Annotated in this window: 19 protein-coding genes; 9 read left to right on the top strand and 10 right to left on the bottom strand. The window is 58.3% G+C overall.

Annotated features, from left to right (window positions below; genetic code table 11):
- The first annotated feature begins 2 nt into the window (after positions 1-2).
- Positions 3-725 carry a 16S rRNA (uracil(1498)-N(3))-methyltransferase gene (locus BLU07_RS00690; protein ID WP_092383172.1) on the top strand — a complete coding sequence of 241 codons (723 nt, stop codon included), beginning with the start codon at positions 3-5 and terminating at the stop codon, positions 723-725.
- Here BLU07_RS00690 and BLU07_RS00685 read toward each other — a convergent pair.
- From BLU07_RS00685 to BLU07_RS00660, 6 genes are all read right to left on the bottom strand, one after another.
- On the bottom strand, positions 722-2314 hold the full coding sequence (locus BLU07_RS00685; protein WP_092383170.1) for a methyl-accepting chemotaxis protein: 1593 nt from the start codon (positions 2312-2314) through the stop codon (positions 722-724). The two genes, BLU07_RS00690 and BLU07_RS00685, sit on opposite strands and share 4 nt — an antisense overlap.
- Positions 2315-4576 carry an EAL domain-containing protein gene (locus tag BLU07_RS00680; RefSeq protein ID WP_092383168.1) on the bottom strand — a complete coding sequence of 754 codons (2262 nt, stop codon included), beginning with the start codon at positions 4574-4576 and terminating at the stop codon, positions 2315-2317.
- 240 nt (positions 4577-4816) lie between these two features.
- Positions 4817-7027 carry an EAL domain-containing protein gene (locus tag BLU07_RS00675; RefSeq protein WP_092383166.1) on the bottom strand — a complete coding sequence of 737 codons (2211 nt, stop codon included), beginning with the start codon at positions 7025-7027 and terminating at the stop codon, positions 4817-4819.
- Positions 7028-7238: 211 nt separating this feature from the next.
- On the bottom strand, positions 7239-7532 hold the full coding sequence (locus BLU07_RS00670; protein WP_157719030.1) for a hypothetical protein: 294 nt from the start codon (positions 7530-7532) through the stop codon (positions 7239-7241).
- Between the two features lie 234 nt (positions 7533-7766).
- Positions 7767-7985 carry a hypothetical protein gene (locus BLU07_RS00665; RefSeq protein WP_092383162.1) on the bottom strand — a complete coding sequence of 73 codons (219 nt, stop codon included), beginning with the start codon at positions 7983-7985 and terminating at the stop codon, positions 7767-7769.
- Complete coding sequence (locus BLU07_RS00660) at positions 7979-8584, bottom strand: RNA polymerase sigma factor (protein ID WP_157719028.1); 606 nt, start codon at positions 8582-8584, stop codon at positions 7979-7981. The genes BLU07_RS00665 and BLU07_RS00660 overlap by 7 nt, the downstream gene beginning before the upstream one ends.
- A gap of 486 nt (positions 8585-9070) precedes the next feature.
- Here BLU07_RS00660 and BLU07_RS17695 point away from each other — a divergent pair, with 486 nt between their 5' ends.
- From BLU07_RS17695 to BLU07_RS00645, 3 genes are all read left to right on the top strand, one after another.
- A complete protein-coding gene (locus BLU07_RS17695) occupies positions 9071-9535 on the top strand; it encodes a DUF1924 domain-containing protein (RefSeq protein WP_197675041.1) in 465 nt (154 codons plus the stop codon).
- A gap of 159 nt (positions 9536-9694) precedes the next feature.
- Positions 9695-10294, top strand: coding sequence for a DUF6969 family protein (locus BLU07_RS00650; protein ID WP_157719027.1), 600 nt, complete (start codon positions 9695-9697; stop codon positions 10292-10294).
- A gap of 20 nt (positions 10295-10314) precedes the next feature.
- The gene (locus tag BLU07_RS00645; protein ID WP_092383156.1) at positions 10315-10728 is read left to right on the top strand and encodes a DoxX family membrane protein; all 414 of its coding nucleotides are present in this window, start codon (positions 10315-10317) and stop codon (positions 10726-10728) included.
- Positions 10729-10998: 270 nt separating this feature from the next.
- On the opposite strand, the gene BLU07_RS00640 is transcribed toward BLU07_RS00645, so the two are convergent.
- Both BLU07_RS00640 and BLU07_RS00635 read right to left on the bottom strand, forming a co-directional pair.
- Positions 10999-12636: an acetolactate synthase large subunit gene (locus BLU07_RS00640; protein ID WP_092383154.1), complete on the bottom strand. Its 1638-nt coding sequence runs from the start codon at positions 12634-12636 to the stop codon at positions 10999-11001.
- A 142-nt stretch (positions 12637-12778) separates the two neighbouring features.
- On the bottom strand, positions 12779-13339 hold the full coding sequence (locus BLU07_RS00635) for a carboxymuconolactone decarboxylase family protein (RefSeq protein WP_092383152.1): 561 nt from the start codon (positions 13337-13339) through the stop codon (positions 12779-12781).
- Between the two features lie 180 nt (positions 13340-13519).
- Here BLU07_RS00635 and BLU07_RS00630 point away from each other — a divergent pair, with 180 nt between their 5' ends.
- The 5 genes from BLU07_RS00630 to ispA are packed head-to-tail and all read left to right on the top strand — an operon-like array spanning position 13520 to position 17003.
- Positions 13520-14560, top strand: coding sequence for a methyltransferase domain-containing protein (locus tag BLU07_RS00630; RefSeq protein WP_092383150.1), 1041 nt, complete (start codon positions 13520-13522; stop codon positions 14558-14560).
- Positions 14551-15039 carry an arsenate reductase ArsC gene (locus tag BLU07_RS00625; protein ID WP_092383148.1) on the top strand — a complete coding sequence of 163 codons (489 nt, stop codon included), beginning with the start codon at positions 14551-14553 and terminating at the stop codon, positions 15037-15039. Before BLU07_RS00630 ends, BLU07_RS00625 begins: the two co-directional genes overlap by 10 nt.
- Positions 15036-15821, top strand: a complete 786-nt coding sequence (locus BLU07_RS00620) for a sulfite exporter TauE/SafE family protein (RefSeq protein ID WP_092383146.1) — start codon at positions 15036-15038, stop codon at positions 15819-15821. The genes BLU07_RS00625 and BLU07_RS00620 overlap by 4 nt, the downstream gene beginning before the upstream one ends.
- Before the next feature lie 59 nt (positions 15822-15880).
- The gene (locus BLU07_RS00615; RefSeq protein ID WP_092383144.1) at positions 15881-16123 is read left to right on the top strand and encodes an exodeoxyribonuclease VII small subunit; all 243 of its coding nucleotides are present in this window, start codon (positions 15881-15883) and stop codon (positions 16121-16123) included.
- A complete protein-coding gene (gene ispA / locus BLU07_RS00610; protein WP_092383142.1) occupies positions 16116-17003 on the top strand; it encodes a (2E,6E)-farnesyl diphosphate synthase in 888 nt (295 codons plus the stop codon). Before BLU07_RS00615 ends, ispA begins: the two co-directional genes overlap by 8 nt.
- Here the strand turns inward: ispA and BLU07_RS00605 are convergent.
- Together BLU07_RS00605 and BLU07_RS00600 are read right to left on the bottom strand one after the other, a co-directional pair.
- The gene (locus BLU07_RS00605; protein ID WP_092383140.1) at positions 17000-20149 is read right to left on the bottom strand and encodes an efflux RND transporter permease subunit; all 3150 of its coding nucleotides are present in this window, start codon (positions 20147-20149) and stop codon (positions 17000-17002) included. The genes ispA and BLU07_RS00605 overlap by 4 nt on opposite strands.
- Positions 20146-21576 (bottom strand): efflux RND transporter periplasmic adaptor subunit, encoded by a 1431-nt coding sequence (locus tag BLU07_RS00600; RefSeq protein ID WP_092383138.1) that lies wholly within the window; start codon positions 21574-21576, stop codon positions 20146-20148. Before BLU07_RS00600 ends, BLU07_RS00605 begins: the two co-directional genes overlap by 4 nt.
- Between the last annotated feature and the right edge of the window lies 1 nt (position 21577).

The following is a 21577-nucleotide window of genomic DNA, read 5'->3' as shown; positions in this document are numbered from 1 at the left end:
GCATGCGCGTCGTTCGCTTTTATCTCGACCAGCCCTTGCAGGCCGGTGACCTGGAACTGGACGGTGACCCGGCGCATTACCTGGGTCGCGTTCTGCGTCTGCGTCCGGGTGATCAGGTGCAAGCCTTCAACGGTAGCGGTGAAGAATGGCCCGGCGAAGTAATCGCCGTCAGCAAGCGTAGCCTGACGCTGACACTACAGCCTGCTTTTGCCGGCCAGCCTGAATCGCCGCTACACATCCATCTCGGCCAGGCCATGTCCCGGGGCGAGCGCATGGACTGGGCGATCCAGAAAGCGGTTGAACTCGGGGTAAATACCATCACCCCGCTGTTCACCGAGCGCTGCGAGGTCAAACTGCAAGGCGAGCGAGCCGAAAAACGTCAGGCGCATTGGCAACAGGTAGCCATCAGCGCCTGCGAACAATGTGGCCGCAGCCAGATACCGGTGATTCACCCCCCGCAGGCGCTGGATGGCTGGCTGGAACAACTGCAAGCCGACCTGAAACTGGTCCTGCATCACCGTACCGAACAACCACTGAACAGCCTGACCAAGCCCGCCAGCCTGGGCCTGCTGATCGGTCCCGAGGGCGGACTCAGCAGCGAAGAAATCAGCCGCGCCGAAGCCAGCGGCTTTAGCCCGGTGCGCCTGGGCCCGCGGGTGCTGCGCACGGAAACGGCACCGATAGTGGCACTGAGTCTGGCGCAGCAGTTGTGGGGCGATTTCTAGGCTCTCGAGGCATGTGACGACCAGAAGTCATTGGCCAGCATTTCCAGGTTATTGGCAAGGCCAGCCATACCTTCGGCATTGGTCTGGCTTTGTACCGCTGCAGCGGCATTTTCATTGGTCACGGTGCGAATGCGCTCGAGCGAGCGCATGATTTCTTCACTGACAGCGCTTTGCTGCTCTACCGCCGTGGCGATCTGCGCACTGCTGCCGGTAATGGCAGCCACTTTGCGGTTGATCTCGTTCAGTGCCTCGGCGGCATCTTTGGCTTTGCCGACACTGGCTGCGACTTGCTGCAAACCGGCCTGCATGGCGCTGACGGCGCCATGGGCATCCACCTGAAAGCCTTTGATGAGGTCACCGATGGATGCGGTAGACTGCTGCGTGCGGCCTGCCAGGCCACGCACTTCATCCGCTACCACGGCAAAACCGCGGCCCTGCTCTCCGGCCCGCGCTGCTTCAATCGCCGCATTCAGGGCCAACAGATTGGTTTGTTCGGCGATACCGTTGATAACCTCAGTGACCATGCTGATTTCCTGGCTTTTATCCGCCAGGCTACTGATCACAGTACTCACCTCGTTGATTTTATTCTCCAGCGCCTGCGTAATATCTCTGGACGCGGCTACCACGGCCTGGCCATCCAGCACTTCGGCATCCGCAGCGTTGGCTGCCTGGGCAGAGGAATGCGCGTTGCGGGTAACCTCCTGGATACTCGCGGCCATTTCTTCCACCGCCGTCGCGACCTGATCGGTTTCCTGCTGCTGACGTTGATTCCCCTGACTGCTCGCGCGGACTGCAGCAACCAGTTCTTGTGCTTCCCGCTGCAGTTTGCTGGCCGCATCCGCCATGCGCCCGACCAAGGCTGCGGATTCGGCCTTTTGCATATCCAGAGCAAAATGAATCGCCCCGATCTCGTTTCTGCAACCGGTATACAGATACTGGCCAAGCGGATTGTTGCCCACTTTCCTGGCCTTGGCTGCAAGCTGTCTGAGTGGCCGCAGCAAGCCATAAATACACAACTGAACCCCACCCCATAGACCTGCCAACAACAATCCCGCAACCAGAGAATTCAGGCTGGTGGCAAAGACCGCAAACAACCAGGCCAGAATGAACACCAGCAGTGTGGCCAACCCCAAACAGGCAGTCAGGCTGAGGGCCGGCAAGCGCAGCGCCAAGGGCGTATTATCTTTTATCAAATCGGCATAACAGCTCTCGGCAGCAGCTACCTGCTGTTTTTCAGGCTTGGTTCGTACTGACTGGAACTCGATGATCTTGCCATCACGCATAACCGGCGACACATAGGCACTCACCCAGTAAAAATCGCCGTTTTTACACCGGTTTTTTACCAGCCCCATCCAGCTTTTACCCGATTTGATGGTGCGCCACATTTGTTCGAAGGCCAGTGGTGGCATATGCGGGTGTCGAATCAGGTTATGATTCTTCCCCAGCATTTCTTCTTGCGAGTAGCCACTGATGCGCTCGAAGGCCGGGTTGGCATAGGTAATCGCGCCTTTCAGGTCAGTTGTGGTCAGCAGGTTGTCACCGCTGCTCAATGCGACTTCACGCTCGGTTATGGGTAGATTGACTTTCATTCAAGACTCCTCGCCAACCGGAAGGGCTGACATGTGGGACGATGCGGGAATACTCGTGCTGAGCGTTTGCTCGAAATGTTGCTGAAACTCTGCCGCCGGCATCGGATATCCGAGCAAGAACCCCTGACCCAAATAACAACGTTCCTGATGCAAAAAATCCACTTGCTCCCGGGTTTCAACCCCTTCGGCAATTACGTCCATTTCCAGCGTGCGCGCCAGCTGGATAATGGCCCGACATATCGCGCGCTGTTTGCTGCATTGGTCGGCCTGATTGAGAAAACTGCGGTCCAGCTTGAGCACGTGCAGCGGAAAGCGATTGAGATAGCCCAGCGAACAAAATCCGGTGCCAAAATCATCCAGTGCAATGCGCACGCCCAGTTGGGCCAGCTCCCGCAGATTGGCCAGCGTGCTGCCAGATTGGTCGATCAACAGGCTTTCAGTAATTTCCAGCACCAGGCTGGCGGGTGATAATCCAGTGTCAGTCAGCACACGCTGAACCTGCTGAGCAAAATCCTGCTGTTCAAGCTGCAAACCGGAAAGGTTCACTGAACACTTCAGTTCTTCTGCACCTGACTGCTGCCAGTGACGTACCTGGCGGCAAGCCTGCTGCAACACCCAATAGCCCACGGCAACAATCTCGCCTGACTCTTCAAGAACCGGAATGAAGGCTGCCGGACTGATCATGCGGTTGCCCTGACGCCAACGCAGCAGTGCTTCTACTCCGACCGGTTTGGCTTTATCTGCAAGCGGCAGTCGATGCACCGGCTGATAATAAATGTCGAACTCATTGCGCTGCAGCGCCTGCAGTACACTGGATTCCAACTGCATACGTTCATGGGCCTGATCAAGCATGGCCTCATTGAAATGCTGTACCCGTCCTTTCCCTGCTGCCTTGGCCTGGTAAAGGGCAATATCGGCTGCTCGCATTGCTTCGTCGAAGCTCTGTTCAGGCTCGATTGAAGCCAGTCCGATACTGGCATTCACCACCAGGGTGTGCTCGCCACAACACAAGGGCTCTTTCAACGCAATCAACACTCGCTGGGCAACCATTTCGGCATCAGACATGTCCGCCAGATCGCGCAAGACCATGACAAATTCATCGCCGCCAAACCGGGCAAGAGCATCACCCGTGCGCAGACACCTTTGCAGTCGACGGGCTACCTGAACCAGCACGCTGTCGCCTACGGCATGTCCCAGGCTGTCATTGATCAGCTTGAAACGATCCAGATCAATGAACAGCAATGCCGCCGCACGACTGCCCGGACGCGCCAGTTCACGACTGACTTGTCTGGCAACATTGTCCAGTTGATTGCGATTGATCAGGCCGGTCAGAGGATCATGCAAGGCGGCATATTCCAGTTGCGCCTGAATATGCCGCTGATTACTGATATCCGTTTGCGAGCCGGCCATTCGCCGGGTTCCGGATGCCGACACCTCCAGCACACCTCGAGTGAGCACCCACAGGTAGCGACCATCACGGTGGCGAATACGGTATTCATGCACAAAAAATTCTGCTTCGCCCTCAATGTGGGTCTTCAGTGTGGATCGAAAAGCAAACAGATCATCCGGATGGATGCGTGCCTGCCAGTCCTGCATTCGCAGGCCAACGTCATTCAGATCCAGACCCAGCATCTGCGCCCAGCGTTCGGAGACATACAGGCTGTCCTGATCAAGATTCCAGTCCCAGAGGCCATCATTGGCACCACGCATGGCATGGGCGTAGCGTTGCTTGCTCGCTCGCAGAGCCGCGTGCTGCGCACCGACATAGGCCTCAGCCGCCAGGGCGATATCAAAGAAAACCACTTTCAACAGGCTTTGATAGGCAGCCCATCTGGATTGATCATCCGCCGCATTGGCAGGCTTGTGCGCACTGAAGGCCTGCAACATGGAAGCAAGAAACAGCCGATAACCGCCGAGATACCATTTCAGGTCCACGCCTACGCGCTCGTGAACCTGGCCAATCCGCCAGCGCTCCTCGACATATTTGCTATCGATCTCTCCGGCAAACAAGCGCTTGTAGTAACCACGCTGACTCTGTTTCAGTCGTTGTACGGTGGACTGGTTACCCAGGATTGTCGCAACTTCCGGATAGCGGACCAGACGACGATAAAGCTCATCCACGAAAACATCCGCTTCATCTTTCAGGTGCTCGGGCAGAGCTTGCAACTGACGAGTGTCAGCCAGCGACCAATCCAGAAAGGACAGGCGAGTATGCAGCTCATCATTTCCGATAACGGCTCCCACCCTGTTTTGCAACGGCATCTATGAATCCTTGTCGCCAGAACCACCAACGACTGAAAATCAGGCAATAAAAAAGGCGCGCAGGTTGACTGTCGTCAACCTTGCACGCCCTGTCTTTTGGGCCCGTGCGTCCCAACCGGCAAAGCTTGTAACTCCACATTACCTATACATTATGATAGAAATGTACAATATATGCAAAAGAAATTGTGCAGTCTGCCATTTATGCTGTGCGAACAGGGCAAAATGCCATCGCTTGGCGTTTCACAAGCCCATTGCCCATAGCCGTTGCAACTCTTTTGCTGCCATTGGCCGGCCCAATAAAAAACCCTGCCCCAGGCAACATGACTCCTGCAGCAGAAATTCCACCTGATCACTGGTTTCGATGCCTTCTGCCACCACCTGCAACCCCAGGTTGCGACTGAGGTCGATAATGCTGCGACAAATCGTGGCCTGGCGGGGATTGCGATGGGCCTCCTGGAGAAAGCTGCGGTCAAGCTTGACGATGTCCAGCGGAAAACGATTCAGGTAACCCAGTGAGCAGTAACCGGTGCCAAAGTCATCCAGAGCCAGCTTGACGCCCATGGCAGCGATTTCGCGCAGGTTTGGCAGCGTGTGGCCTGCCTGATCCAGCAGAACGCTTTCGGTGATTTCCAACACCAGGGTGCGTGGCGGCAACCCGGTTTGCTGCAACACTTGCTGTAATCGCTGACAGAAATCAGCTTCCTGCAGCTGCACTCCAGACAAGTTGACCGAACAGCTGAAGCCCGTCTGCCCCGCCAGTTGCCAGCTGCGCGCCTGCTGGCAGGCCTGTTGCAGTACCCAATAACCAACCGGAATGATTTCACCGGACTCTTCCAGCACATGGATGAAAGAACCGGGCGCAATGCGCTGGTCGCCATGTCGCCAACGCAACAAGGCCTCGCAAGCCACGGGCGTCTGTTTAACGCCTGGAGACAAATCAAATACAGGCTGATAGTCCAGTTCGAATTCATTGCGCTGGAGTGCCTGCAAAACGTTGCTTTCGATGTTCAGGCGCTCGTGGGCCAACTGCTGCATAGTGACATCGTAGCGACTGTAGCGTGCCTTGCCGGCTTCCTTGGCGTTGTACAAGGCGATATCTGCCGCCTGCAAAGCATCCTGCAAGCCCTGTCCGGGGAGCAGCGGTGCCACACCGATACTGACATTCACCACCAGACAGCGCTCGTCAAAGCACAGAGGCTCCCGCAACTGCGCCAATACCCGTTCGGCCACCTGATCCGCGTCATCTAGACTGGCCAGGTCATTCAGTACCATGACAAATTCATCACCACCGAAGCGTGCCAGTTGGTCGCCCTGACGCATACTCACCCGCAGGCGTTCGGCAATGCGAACCAACACCTGGTCGCCTACCGCATGACCGAGGCTGTCATTGATTACCTTGAAGCGATCCAGATCGATAAACAGCAATGCTGAATGACGCGCTCCGGGCCTCTGGAGCTGGGCAACGCTTTGCGCCAACACCTGATTCAACTGTTCACGGTTTAGCAAACCGGTCAGCGCATCATGCCGGGCAGCATATTCAAGTTTGTGCTTGATACGCTGACGCTCACTGATATCGGTCTGCGAACCTGCCAGGCGTCTGCAGCCCTGTTCATCGGTTTCCAGCACGCCGCGCATCAGCACCCAGAGAAAATCGCCATTGCGACGGCGAATGCGGTATTCATGCTGCAGCCAGGGGACCCGACCGCTGATGTGCCCGTCAAGCGCACGCTGCACGTCCGGCAGATCATCCGGATGAACTCGAGCCAGCCAGTCATCCACCTGCTTACCGACTTCATGTACGCGAAGCTCCAACATGCTTGCCCAACGCTCCGAGGCATACCAGCGGCCGGTCTCCAGGTCCCACTCCCAGATACCATCGTTGGCGCCACGAAGCGCGTGGGCATAACGCGCTTCACTGGCCCGCAATGCACTCTGCTTGGCATCCACGTAGGCCTCGGCCGCCAGCGTCATGTCGAAGAATACCCGTTTCAGCAAACTATCGAATTGGGCCACTGCCGGAGTGAACGTCACATCGTCAGCAGGCAAGAGGTGGCGCAGCACATGACTGAGAAACAGCCGGTAGCTACCCAGATACCATTTCAGCTGGACTCCGACTGCCTCGTGCACATGGCCGATTTGCAGACGTTCGCGCACATACGCCTCATCAATCTCACTGCTGAACAGACGCTGGTAATAGCGCAATTGTTGCTGCTTGAGACGAGCCCGTGTTTCGCTGTCCCGCAAGATATCGGAGGTCTCGGTAAAGCCGCCTAGATGCTGGTACAACTGATCAATAAAAATGGCACTGAGCGAGCCGCCGTCCTCGGCCAGAGCGAGCAAATGCTCGACATCACTATCGCTCCAGTCCAAAAAGGCCAGGCGCTCGCGCAGTGGCCCATTACGCAAGCCCAGGCGCTCCACCAGGTGTTCCAGGTTTCCAGCTGCTTCCATGTCTGCAATCCTGCTGTTGCTTCTTGTTCTCTACTGCTAATCCAGCCACCGCACATCCGCTATCAGGTTATGGAGTGACCGAATCGCAGGCATAAAAAAAGGCGTTGACCAGACTCCTTGCAAGAGTCTGGTCAACGCCTTGTCTTTCAGGTCTGCATACCCTGACCGGCAAAGCCATTTCCAACTGACACTGATTTCTTTCTAACTTAGTTCAACTTCCCGCATCCGGCAACTCTTGCAGCAAGGTTTCCAGCCGCCGACGCAAGCCTCCCAATTGCTTGGAGCGGAATGCATGTCGGGTCTGTTCGAGAGTAAAGATGGCATCCTGAATCGCGGCAGTGAGCTGTCCGCTGTCATTCAACGCTTCTGGATCAAGCCAGCGGCACAGCGGAGCCTGACTACAGTCGGCGGGATCACAGATAAGCTCAAGATCGTACCCTTGAAGAGCCTCCCGCACCTGATCCAGCACGGCCCCGTCGTCGCTGTTCAACACCACTCTTATCATTCTACCCATCCAGCCTACCCCTAAGCACCGGCATACTGCCCAACATTTACGACAGGCGATCAATGCACTATCGGGAGATGTCAAAAAAATGCTTACCGACAAAGAGATAATCATCTAATGTCAAAAAGCAACTATACGATAGTGTAACGGGTATCTGTATATCGGCATAGACCTCATGAAGCAAGTGGGTAATTCAGTGCTCTGCCTGTCATAACTGAGCATTTTCAGCGTCTTTTATCGCCTTAGATGGCTGATCGCGAGATCAATTTCCGCCTCGTCAGCCTCCAGCCTGGACTGCTGCAGCACCTCTGACGTCAGCTTGAGTTGTTGCATATAGCGCGAGCAACGCTGGCACATACTCAGATGCATCATCACCGACATCTTCAAGCGCCAGGGCACCTGACCGTCGATGATAATGGAGCCCATCTCGGACATTTGTTTGCAGTTCAGCATGTGCCCTCCTGTTCAAAATGATCGAGCATGGCATGCATGCGTTGCCGCGCGCGGTGCAGCAAAACCCGCACATTACCCTCGCTCAAGCAGAGTTGTTGCGCAATTTCAGTAAAGTCCAGGCCGGCCATTTCGCGAAAAACCACAACGCCGCGCTGATCATCCGGCAGCTTGTGCAAGTGTTTTTCAATGCATTCGTGCAGTTCGTTTTCGGTCAGCAAGGCATCGGGGCTGTCATGGTGCCAGGCCGTAGGGACTTGATCCCAGGCCCCCTGCTCATTGAAACGGTCGGCAATCGGCGAACCGCTATCCTGCCCCCACCCGGGGAGTGACACCTCACGACCTTGCTTGCGCAGCAAACCGCGCGCTTCATTGAGCGCAATACGCGCCAGCCAGGTACGCAACTTGCTGCGTCCCTCGAAGCCATTGATTGCTGCCAGCGCCTTGATCCAGGTGTCCTGCACCACGTCCTTGGCCGCGTCATCCCCCACCAGAGGTCTGACCATCGCCAGCAGAAAGCCATGGTGCAACCTGACCACCTGATCGACAGCATCGGCGGCTCCTGATTTCAGTGCAACCAGCAATTGTGCCTCATCGTCCATTAACAACCCCCTCAAGCTATCAACCATCAGACTCTGAACCGGGCGCTGCGTTACAGAAAAAATTCGCTGTAACAATCTTGCCGTCAGTGAATCAAGGAAAGCCGGCAAGAAAAATGAAAATGCCGATATCTAGCTCACCACCTGATGACGGAGAACAATATGAACAAGCATAGCCAACCACTGAAGCCTGCCACACGGGCATTCAGCAGCGTGTTTCCCCTGGGAATGATGCTGCTGATGCTGGGCAGCCCGATACTGCAAGCAGCGCCCTGCCGGCCCTGTGGTGCTCGTTGCGCACCCAAAGGCCAACACCCCTGTGCAGCCAATCCTTGCGCAGCTAAAAATCCCTGTGCTGCCAACCCGTGTTCAGCTAACCCGTGTGCGGCGAATCCCTGTGCCGCAAAACCCAATCCCTGTGCCGCCAAAGCGGTCAGCCGCCCTGAGAACTATGCTCCATATCAGGGCGATACCAGTGAACTGATGCGTATGGGAAAGCAGCTGTACAACGATACTACACTCAGCTCCAATAACCTCTCCTGCGCCAGCTGTCATGGCGATGAAAGCAAACCGAGTATGTTTCAACACACCTTTACTCAGGCTTACCCCCACCCTGTTGCCATGGCCACCAATCAATTCGGAATGGATCAGGTCTATCTCGATGAAATGATCCAGATCTGCATGGTCGCTCCCATGGCCAGCAATCCGCTGCCCTGGGAATCCATGGAGCTGGCTGCATTAACAGCCTATGTTGGTAGCCTGCAGGCCAGTTATGCTCCCAATCCCTGTGCTGCTAACCCCTGCGTTGCGAACAATCCCTGTGCCGCAAACCCTTGTGCAGCCAACCCGTGCGCTGCAAGCAACCCATGCACCGCCAACCCTTGTGCGGCCAAAAACCCCTGCTCAGCTCGCAATCCTTGCGCTGCAAAACGTGCCCCTTGTGCAGCTATTTGAGGTCACATAACCCACGGGGTAACCTTGATCATCGGTTATCCCGTTTTCCAGGATCAGACTATGAACCCGGCTCAGCCATTCTCTGCACTCGCCAGTATTCCATTATCTGACATTCATAATGCGAGTATTGAGCAAACGGATACCCCCGGCACCAGACTGATGCAAGATTGCATACGCGTGTTACGCAAAGGCGGATTAAATCTGGTAGGCGAAGTACTCAAAGGCCAGGGTACCTTCTATGAGATGCAGCACTACCCGCTTACTGACGTCTATGACCGGGACACCCATGCCCAGTATTATTATCATGCCCATCGCGGCAGCGATCTGGAGCACGGTCATTTCCATCTGTTTATGCGCAAAGCCGGTATGCCAGCCGGCAGCCAACCAGAGACCTCTGTTTTCGATAGCAGCACATGGCCCAAGGATGATGATGCCATCGCCCATCTGATCGCCGTATCGATGGACAAAAATGGCCTCCCGCTTGGCCTTTTCGCCTGCAATCGGTGGGTGACTGGCGAAACCTGGTATTCGGCCGATCAGGTAATAGCAATGCTGGATGGCTTCGAAATCGACCATGCCTACCCCTCCTGGCCAACCAATCAATGGCTGACAGCACTGGTCAGCGTGTACCGCCCTCAGATAGAAACATTGCTCAGGCACCGCGATCAGGTTGTTTCAACCTGGCAGAAGCGATTTCCGGACCAGAATGTATTGGAAAACCGTGAGCTTGAGATCACCGGCTACCTGCCACTACCCTGAATACTAAAGGACGACACGATATGAAAAACTGGACTCTGCTTTTTCTGCGTATATCACTTGGCTGGCTTCTGGTCATCTGGGGTGCTGACAAGATTTTCAATGTCGAGCACGGGATTGCTGTTGCCAACACCTTCTATTTCGGCTTCCTGGCTTCAGAAACCCTGCTGCCCATTGCCGGTGCAGGGCAGATATTGCTTGGGCTCGCTGTTGTACTGGGGCTGTTCCGACGCTGGGTTTATCCCGTGCAATTAATCCTCAACACTGCATCTCTGGTTGCGGTGGCTACATCGATCATCGACCCTTGGGGATGGTTTATCGACGGCACTAACGCACTGTTTTATCCGTCACTGATCATCCTGGCAGCCAGCCTGCTGGTGATGGGATTCCGCGACGAGGACAGGCTGGCACTGGATAAGCTGCGCCAGCCGGCATAAATCTGTAGATATACGGGTGGGCAGGCTGGCAGCCTGATCCGCTCACTGATTGCCAGTCGATACAAGTTCGGATCATCCAGGACCAGGACGGCGGAACGGGGCACTGGAGACTTCTGCAAGTTGCCACTGACCCTCGACTGACTTGCCAAGACCCGGGGTTTTGCCGCTCAGTGCGGGTAAGGAAATGGCCGGGAATTGCTGATCGATGTCTAACTCTGGCCTGACCGTCATTCACCCCTCGCCGCTGACCTGAACCCCATGACTAATATCTCAGAGTCCCTTGCTCAGGCGCGGAATCTCTTCATTGAGAAGCGCTACGTTGTGACTGTAGTCGACCGGCACATCAATCAGGTGCACACCGCCAGCGTCCAGACAGTCCCGCATTAGCCCTTCAAGCTCCTCGGTGTGTTCCAGCCGGTGACCCTTGGCACCATAGCTACAGGCATAGGTAATAACACAGGGGTTGGCAAAGTCGAGGCCGAAGTCCTTCAGCCCCATGTTTTCCTGCTTCCATTTGATCATGCCGTAGGCGCGATCCGTGAGGATCAACACCACCAGGTCCATCTTCAGTCGCACCGCAGTTTCTATTTCCTGTGAGTTCATCATGAAGCCGCCATCACCGCAGATGGCCATGACCTTGCGCTGGGGATAGACCAGGCGGGCGGCCATGGCTGAAGGCAGACCGGCACCCATCGAGGCCAGCGCGTTGTCCAGCAGCACGGTATTCGGCTGGTAGGCCGGGTAATTGCGCGCAAACCAGATTTTGTAGATGCCATTATCCAGCGCAATAATGCCGTCTTCCGGCATGACCCGGCGCACTGCGCGTACCAGCCGCTGAGGCAGCACGGGAAAGGCAGCGCCCTCGGCGCCTTTGTCCATATGCTGATGCATCGCTTCTCGCGCCTTGAGCATGAACTCAAAATCCCAGTGAGGCTGGGACTCAATGCCCTCATTCAACTGCCAGATGCTGTTGGCAATATCCCCCACCATGTCAGCATGCGGAAAGTACACCGGGTCGACCCGGGCTGGCTGAAAGTTGATATGCACAACCTTGTGGGCACCGTTCATCACGAAAGGCGGCTTTTCCACCACATCATGGCCGACATTCAGGATCAGGTCAGCGGCCTCCAGCGCCCGGTGCGGAAAGTCCCCGTCGGACATTGCCGCATTGCCAAGATACAGTGGGTGCGCTTCATCGATGACCCCCTTTCCCATCTGGGTCGTGATGAAAGGGATGCCCTGCTTGTCGACAAAGGCGCGCAGCATGTTGGCGGTCCGCTTGCGATTGGCCGCAGAGCCGATCACCAGCACCGGGTGCCTGGCCTCAGCCAGCAAGCTGAGAGCGTAGTCCACTGCCTTGGCTTCGGTGACCGGGCGACGCGACAGGCTGGCCGTGATCGGAATGGCATCGGTATCCTCTCGGGCAATGTCTTCAGGCAGCTCCAGGTGGGTGGCCCCTGGGCGTTCTTCCTCGGCCTGACGGAAAGCCTCACGCACATGCGCCGGAATACTGCTGCCGCTGACAATCTGGCGGGTGTACTTGGTGATGGGCCCCAGCATGTCGACCACATCAATGATCTGGAACTGGCCCTGTTTGCTGTGTTTGATCGGTTTCTGCCCGGTAATGATGACCATGGGCATGCCGCCGAGCTGGGCATAGGCGGTAGGGGTAACCAGGTTGGTAGCGCCGGGACCCAGGGTCGCCAGGCACACGCCCGCCTTGCCGGTCAGCCGACCATAGGTGGCGGCCATAAAGCCGGCACCCTGTTCATGGCGTGTCAGGATCAGCCTGATAGAGGAATCAGCCAGGGATTCGAGCAGGTCCAGGTTTTCCTCACCCGGAATCGCAAATATATACTCGACCCCCTCGCTTTCCAGAGCTCTGACCAACAGATCGGATGCTTTCATAAATCTCCTGATAGTCGGCAGATTCGCCACCTCTCCTTGTTGACGCGAACACCAATCCGGCACATCGCCTTGTTGTGATTGGCCCCCGGTCAACAACCGCCTGCTCCAGGCAACTGTTAAATCGTGTTCAACAAGGGGCTGGTCACTGCTTGTCGCCCGGCGACCATTCAAAGGCCGCAAAGCCTTCATCCAGCGGTGTTTCGGCCATATGGTTGATGTAGTTGCTGAGGACCTTTTGCGACAGGCAGAGCACCACTTCCTGCACTTGCTGGTGGCTATAGCCGGCATCGAGGAAAGCCTGCAGTGAGGCTGGCTTGACGAAGCCGCGCTCGCGCACAACCTCCAGGGCAAAGTCGCGCAGGACCTGCAATTTCTTGTCCGCCAGCGGCTTGCCGTCTCGCAGCGCCTGGGTGATCTCGTCACTCACCTTCATCTGCTTGGCGATGGCGGTATGCGCCGCCACGCAATAGGTACACTCATGCTCGGCATTGATGGTCTGCCAGAGCACGGTCTGCTCGTTGGCGTTGAAGCTGGACTGGGTGAAGAGCCGGTTCAGCGTCAGATAGGCCTCCAACACGCTCGGGGCGTCGGCCATAACCGCGAAAAGATTGGGAATGCTGCCCATGGACTTTTTCGCGTCCTCAAGCAATGGCTTGCTGTCTTTCGGCGCAGTTTCCAGCGTGTAGAGTGTGAACTCGGACATCAGCATCTCCTTGTTAAAAAAATGCAACATCTCACAGCCCGACCGGCTGCAAGTTTCTCTATGATGCGTACAGGGCGCTCGTGTTACACACCACTGACTGACGCCTACGCATTACACTGCTGTAACAATTAGCCCACCAGTGACTCTAACAGTCAATCTAGTTCACCCAAGGGGGATGGCATGCTCGAATCGGTACAAAACTACTACGGGAAAATTCTGGAAAGTTCCAGCGACCTGAAAACCAGCGCCTGTTGCGACATCAGCAGCATGCCGGACTGGCTCAAACCACTGCTGGCAAAGATTCACCCGGAAGTGACCGAGAAATACTACGGCTGTGGCCTGGTGGCGCCTCATTTGCTGAAGGGCTGCAACATTCTCGATCTGGGCAGCGGCTCCGGCCGTGACTGTTATGTGCTCGCGCAGCTGGCGGGCGCCGAGGGCGAGGTGATCGGCGTTGATATGACCCCAGAACAGCTGGACGTAGCCAACCGGCATCTGGGCTACCACGCCGAGCAGTTCGGCTTTGCCAACGTCAGCTTCAAACAGGGCTATATCGAACAGCTCGATGAGCTGGGACTGCCGGACAATTACTTCGACATCATCGTCTCCAACTGCGTGATCAACCTGTCACCGGACAAGGACGCGGTGCTGCGCGAAGCCTACCGTTTGCTCAAGCCCGGTGGTGAGCTGTATTTTTCCGATATCTATGCCGACCGCCGGCTGCCTGATGCCGTGCGCAATGACGAGGTGATCTACGGCGAATGCCTGGGTGGCGCACTCTACTGGAACGATTTCGAGAACCTAGCCAGGCGCCATGGCTTTCTTGATCCACGCCTGGTGGAAGACCGGCCACTGGAGATAACCGACCCGGCAATTGCCGCCAAACTCGGTACCGCACGCTTTTTCTCCGCCACCTATCGGCTGTTCAAACTCGACGCGCTGGAGCCAGCCTGTGAAGACTACGGGCAAGCCGTGATCTACAAAGGCAGCATTGCGGATGCACCGCACCAGCTTCTGCTCGACAAGCATCACCTGATCGAGACCGGTCGTATCTTCCCGGTCTGCGGCAACACCTGGCGCATGCTGCAGGACACCCGCTTTGCCGAACACTTCGATTTTATCGGCAATTTCGATCGGCACTATGGCATCTTCCCCGGGTGCGGCGGCGCTCTGCCCTATACCGAAACCACCCCGTCTGAGGCCCCAGGCGCATGCTGCTGAACAACCCATCACCGATCAGCGTGCTGGTGCTGTGCACCGGCAATTCCGCGCGCAGCGTCATTGCCGAGGCCCTGCTCAATCATCTGTTGCCCAGCCGGGTGCGGGCATTCAGTGCCGGTAGCCAACCCACCGGCAAGGTCAACCCGATGGCAGCCAAGTTACTCGACAGCCTCGGCATTCAGGGGCAGTGGCGTAGCAAAAGCTGGGATGAGTTCTGTCATCCCGATGCCACCCCGATTGATCTGGTGCTGACCGTATGTGGCAATGCTGACCAGCGCTGCCCGGTTTTCCCCGGCAATCCCAGCAGATTGCATTGGGGGCTTCCCGACCCGGCGGCCGTGGCAGATCCCGCCCAACGGTGGCAAGCCTTTGCAGACTGCCACCGGGAACTTAATGCACGCATTTCAACCCTGGCAGAACAGGACTGGCAGGATGCCTCTCAGCTCGCCGAGCATATGCGTGCGCTGACGCCAGCGTGAATCTCGAACTATGGCAACTCGGCCTGATTCTGCTCGGCGGCGTTGCCGGCGGCCTGCTCAATGCCCTGGCCGGCGGTGGGACTTTCCTGTCATTTCCCGCCCTGCTGCTGGCGGGCATCGGCCCGGTCAGCGCCAATGCAACCAACGCTGTGGCGTTGTGGCCGGCCAGCCTGTCTACTGCCTGGGCCTTGAGACATAACCTGCGCAGCCTGAACTGGCGCCGCTATCTGCGCCCGCTGTTGCTGGCTGCTGCCAGCGGCGGTTTATTGGGCGGCGTACTGTTGTTGCTGATCAGTGATCAGGCCTTTTATCAATTGATCCCCTGGCTGTTGTTGCTGGCGACCCTGCTGTTTACCGCCAGTGGCCGGATTGCCAACCTGCTGCAACGCTGGAGCCAGCGCCAGCCTGATTTGCAGCGTCTGAGTCGCCGCGGCTGGCTGGGGCAGTGGCTGGTGTCGGTCTATGGCGGTTTTTTCGGCGCCGGCATGGGTATTCTGATGATCGCCAGCCTGGCCATCAGCGGTCACACGCGCATGCAGGAGATCAATGCAATCAAGAGCCTGCTGTCCTCGGTGATTTACAGCGTCGCCGCCATCACCTTTATGCTCGCTGGCGCGGTGCACTGGCTGGCACTGCTCTGCATGCTGCCCGGCAGCCTGCTGGGTGGCTATTGTGGCGGCCTGCTGGCTCGGCGCATAAGCAACCGCGCCCTGCGCGTTCTGGTGATTCTGGTCGGCTGGTTGCTGACCCTGTTTTACTTCTGGCAGGTGTATGTCGATTGACCACTCCGCGCCCCTTGGGTAATGTTCAGCGCTCACCCGGTCAACCAGCGAGACAGCCCATGAGCCGCAAAAAAACCGCCGTCGATTTCGAGCAATCCCTGGCCGACCTGCAGGCCCTGGTCGAGCGACTGGAAAGTGGCGAACTCAGCCTGGAAGACTCGCTCGGCGCCTTCGAGCAGGGCGTCAAGCTGACCCGCGATTGCCAGCAGGCACTGACCCAGGCCGAACAGAAAGTCCAACAACTGCTGAGCCAGAACGGCGAGGCCACCAGCGTGCCCTTTGACGAGCCCGCCGATGACTGAGCTGGCCCGCTATCTATCCGATTGCCAGGCGCGTATCAACCAGTTGCTCGACCAGCAACTGCAAAGCCCGGAGCCGCGCCTGGACCGGCTGTACGCCGCCATGCATTACAGCGTCACCATGGGTGGCAAGCGCATACGTCCGGTATTGGCCTACGCCAGTTGTCAGGCCTGTGGCGGTGAACCAGCCCAAGCTGACTTTGCTGCCGCAGCAGTTGAACTGATTCACGCCTATTCGTTGATTCACGATGACTTGCCGGCCATGGACAATGACGACCTGCGCCGCGGCCAGCCGACCTGTCACCGCGCCTTTGATGAAGCCACGGCGATACTGGCTGGCGATGCCTTGCAGGCATTGGCCTTTGACTGGCTGAGCAGCCAGGGTGACTGGCAGCCGACAACCCGACTGCAAATGACCCAGTCCCTGGCCCGCGCCGCCGGCCCCCGAGGCATGGCAGGCGGGCAGGCGATTGATCTGGCGTCAGTGGGTAATCAACTGGATCTGGCCAGCCTGGAACATATGCACCGGCACAAGACCGGCGCCCTGATTCGGGCCAGCGTGCAACTGGGTGCACTGGCCAGCGAGCAGGCCAGCACCAGCGACCTGGCGGCGCTGAACACCTATGCCGACTGCATTGGCCTGGCCTTCCAGGTGCAGGACGATATTCTCGATATCGAAAGCGACACCAGTGTACTGGGCAAACAGCAAGGCGCTGACATGGCCCGCAACAAACCCACCTACCCGGCGTTGCTCGGGCTGGATGGCGCGCGCGCCAAGGCCAACGCCCTGTGTGATCAGGCGCTGGACAGCCTGAGCGGCTTTGCCGCCCAGGCCGACCCATTACGGCAACTGGCGCACTACATCGTCCAGCGCCGCTTTTAAGCCGGCGCCTGCAACCTTTCTTTCTTGTGACGCCTGCGCTCAAGTAGCCACCAGGCGGGTGGCAACACCAACATGGACAACAGCGGCGCGGTCACCATGCCGCCAATCATCGGTGCCACAATCCGGCTCATGATCTCGCTCCCCGTGCCGGAACCGAGCAGAATGGGCAGCAAGCCAATCACCAGCACCAGTACCGTCATCGCCTTGGGCCGCACCCGCTGCAAAGCCCCTTCATGAATCGCTGCCATCAGCGCATTGCTCCCCTGCTCACCCTGTTGCTGGCGATGCACCCAGGCATTGCGCAAATACAGCAGCATGATGACGCCAAACTCGGCCGCCACTCCAGCCAGCGCGATAAACCCCACCGCCGAGGCAACGGACAGGTTATAGCCGAGCAGATACATGAACCACAGCCCGCCCGTCAGCGCAAAGGGCAAGGTCGCCATGATCAACAGGGCTTCGCCCACCCGGCCAAAGGTCATGTAGAGCAGGACGAAAATGATCACCAGGGTCGCCGGCACCACCAGCATCAAGCGCTGGTTGGCGCGTTGCATGAACTCGAATTGACCGGAATAGGTCAGGCTCATGCCGTCATCAAGCACCACATCAGCATTGATGCGCTCGCGCAGTGACTGCACCAGGCCAGCCATGTCGCGCCCCTGACCATCGATGTAGACCCAGCCTGACGGGCGTGCATTCTCACTGCGCAGCATCGGCGGGCCGTCACTGATACTGACCTCGGCGACACTGCCCAGAGTGATTTGCGCGCCCCCGGGGGTAAAGATCGGCAACGCGCGCAAGGCCTGTGGCGAATGCCGCCAGTCCTGGGCATAGCGCAGATTGATCGGGTAACGCGCCAACCCTTCAACCGTCTCGCCAATGTTCATACCACCGACTGCCCCCCCTACCAGATCATGCACATCAGCGATATTCAGACCGTGACGAGCAGCTTCGAAACGATCAATGTCGACATCCAGATAACGCCCACCAACCAGCCGTTCGGCGATCGCCGAACGGACGCCGGGCACCTGGCGTGCAACCTGCTCGATCTCCTGGGTCAGGGCATCGATACGCCGAAGATCATTGCCACTGACCTTGATACCTATCGGGCTCTTGATGCCGGTCGCCAACATGTCGATACGATTGCGTATCGGCGGAATCCACAAATTGGCCAGGCCCGGCACTTGCACGGCCTGGTCCAGCTCCTCGATCAACTTCTCCGGTGTCATCCCGGGGCGCCATTGATCGCGCGGCTTGAAGCGAATACTGGTTTCGAACATTTCCAGCGGGGCCGGGTCCGTCGCCGTATCCGCTCGCCCGGCCTTGCCGAACACCCGCTCGACTTCCGGCACACTCATGATCATGCGGTCGGTCTGTTGCAAAAGCTCAGCCGCGCGCTGGGCCGACAAGCCCGGCAACGCGGTGGGCATATACAACAGATCACCCTCATCCAGTGGCGGCAAAAACTCCCCGCCCAGGCGTTGCATCGGCCAGAGGCTGGTTAAAAACACCAGCAAGGCGATCAGCAGGGTGGTTTTCGGCCAACGCATGACAGCCGACAGCCCGGGACGGTAGATCCAGATCATGGCACGATTGAGCGGATTGCTCTGTTCCGAGCGGATACGCCCGCGCACGGCATACAGCATCAACACCGGAATCAGGGTCACCGACAAGCCTGCGGCTGCCGCCATGGCCCAGGTTTTGGTCCAGGCCAGTGGCCCAAACAGCCGCCCTTCCTGCGCCTGCAGCGTAAACACCGGAATAAACGACAGCGTGATAATCAGCAGACTGAAGAACAGCGCCGGCCCAACTTCCGTAGCCGCATTCTGGATCAGTTGACGGTGTTCGGCCGGCAGCATGCGGCGGTCCGGATTGGCCTGCTGCCAGGCCTCCAGTTTCTTGTGGGCGTTTTCAATCATCACCACCGCCGCATCCACCATGGCGCCAATGGCAATGGCGATCCCCCCAAGCGACATGATGTTGGCGTTGATCCCCTGCGCCTGCATGATGATAAAGGACACCAGCACGCCGATCGGCAAGGCGACAATGGCCACCAGCGACGAACGCAGATGCCAGAGAAAGGCCAGGCATACCAGGGCGACCACCAGAAACTCTTCAATCAACTTGCGACTCAGGTTGCTGATGGCACTGTCGATCAACTCGCCGCGGTCATACGTAGTGACCACCTCAACACCGTCCGGCAGGCTGTCAGCCAGCTCATCCAGACGCTCACGCACACGCTCGATCACGACCCGTGCGTTGCCGCCACTGCGCAGCACGACCACGCCACCGACCACTTCGCCCTCACCATCCAGCTCGGCGATACCACGGCGCATTTCCGGCCCCAGCTGGATGCGGGCCACATCACCCAGCAATACCGGCACGCCCGCCGAATCCACTCGCAAGGGTATCTGCCGGAAGTCCTCCAGGGTCTCCAGATAGCCAGAAGCGCGTACCATGTATTCGGCTTCGGCCAGCTCGAGTACGCTGCCACCGGTCTCCTGATTGGCCCGCCCTATGGCCGCACTGACTTGCTGCTGGGTAACCCCCAGATTGGCCATGCTGACCGGATCCAGCACGATCTGGTATTGCTTGCGCATCCCGCCGACGGTGGCCACTTCAGCCACCTCGGGTATCGCTTGCAATTCGTACTTGAGAAACCAGTCCTGCAGGCTGCGCAATTCGGCCAGATTATGCTGGCCACTGCGATCCACCAGGGCGTATTGATAGATCCACCCGACCCCCGTGGCATCAGGCCCAAGCGCGGGCGTTACCCCGGCCGGCAAGCGACCCTGCACCTGACTCAGATACTCCAGCACGCGCGAACGCGCCCAGTACAGATCGGTACCATCCTCGAACAGCACATACAGGTAACTATCACCAAAGAATGAAAACCCCCGCACCGTGCTGGCCCCGGGGACTGACATCATGGTGGTTGCCAGTGGATAGGTAATCTGGTTGTCGACAATCTGGGGGGCCTGGCCGGGCCAGCTGGTGCGGATAATCACCTGGGTATCCGACAGATCCGGCAAGGCATCCACCGGCATGCGCAGCATGGACCAGACACCCCAGGCCACGCAGAACAGCGTGGCCAGCAAGACCAGCAGCCGATTGCCCAGCGACCAACGGATAATGGCGGCGATCATGGTTGCGCCTCCAGTTTCTCGATGTGCACAATCGGCAAGCCATCAGGTTCTTCGCGGACCCAGACACGCACGGCGTCACCGTCTTCGATACCACTCATATCCAGCCCCGGGTCCAGCGCGAACTGCATCGCCATGCCAGCCATGCCGAGGCTTCCAAAGGGCCCGTGGTCCAGCATCAGGCCATCTTCGTCCCGGTACAACACGACGCCTTCAGCACTGTGCATATCCTGGTCGAGCGGTTCTGCTGCGCGCGCCATAATGCCGCGCAAACTGGCTTCGGAATCAATCAGGAACTGAGCGCCACTCACCACTAACTCGCCCGCCTCCAGGCCTTCGAGGATTTCCACCTGCTCGGCGCCCTCTCGACCCACGCGTACCTGTTGCGGACGAAAGCGCCCGCCCTCTTCGGCCAGCATTACCAGATCTTGCCGGCCGGTGCGGATAACTGCATCGGCCGCCACCAGCAACTGCTCATCGTCACGTTCCAGCGTGAGGCGTGCGCGGCCACTCATACCCGGGCGCAAACGCTGCTCCGGGTTATCCAGTATCGCTCGGGCGCGGACCACACGGCTGGCGCTGTCAGCTTCCGGGAGCAAGCGCTCAATGACCGCTGACAGTGACTGCTCGTGCATGCCTGGCAGGGTAAATTCGAAGGCCAGGCCGGGTTGCACCATGCTGGCCTGTGACTGCGGCACTGCCAGCTCCAGCCATACCTGTTCCAGACCGTTGATGCGTGCCAGGGTGCTGCCGGCTGGCAAACTCATGCCGGCGCGCAAGGGCAGCTCAAGCAGCACGCCATCGACCGGACTACGCAATGACCAATGGGTTTGTACCCGATGGCTCTGGCGCAGCTGCTGCATCATCTCCTCCGGCATCCCGCTCAAACGCAGGCGCTGCCAGGCGGCTGCGGTCAGCTCCGCATCACCCAGCCGTCGCAAGGCCAGATACTCCTCCTGCGCCGCGACCCAGTCAGGTACCAGCAATTCAGCCAGCACCGTGCCGGCTTCCAGCACATCCTCCGGCGCCAGCGCGGCAACACTGTCGACCCACACCTGGGTGCGGGTTTGCAGTACGTTCAGGCGCCGCTGGTCATACCCCAGCAACGCACTGACCTCAATGGACTCGGTCAATTGCCCCGTTTCCACGCGGGTCAGTCGCATGCCCAGATTGCGGGTCAGGTTGGGGTCGATACGCAGGCTGGTGCCATCATCGTCGGCATCGGCATAGCGCGGGACCAGGTCCATATCCATGAATGGCGAGCGACCCGGCTCATCAAAGTGCTGCTGGGGATACATCGGGTCATACCAGTACAGAATCCGTCGCTCGTCATCGCTCGCCTCGGTCTGGCCATGTCCAGCGTGTGGGTCAGCGGCCAGCGGCAACGCCAACAGCAGCAAGATGGCTGCCAATAGTGCGTGAATAGTCATC

The sequence above is a fragment of the Halopseudomonas salegens genome, from assembly GCF_900105655.1.
GTDB classification, from domain to species: domain Bacteria; phylum Pseudomonadota; class Gammaproteobacteria; order Pseudomonadales; family Pseudomonadaceae; genus Halopseudomonas; species Halopseudomonas salegens.
This window is presented reverse-complemented; position numbering and strand designations above follow the sequence as displayed.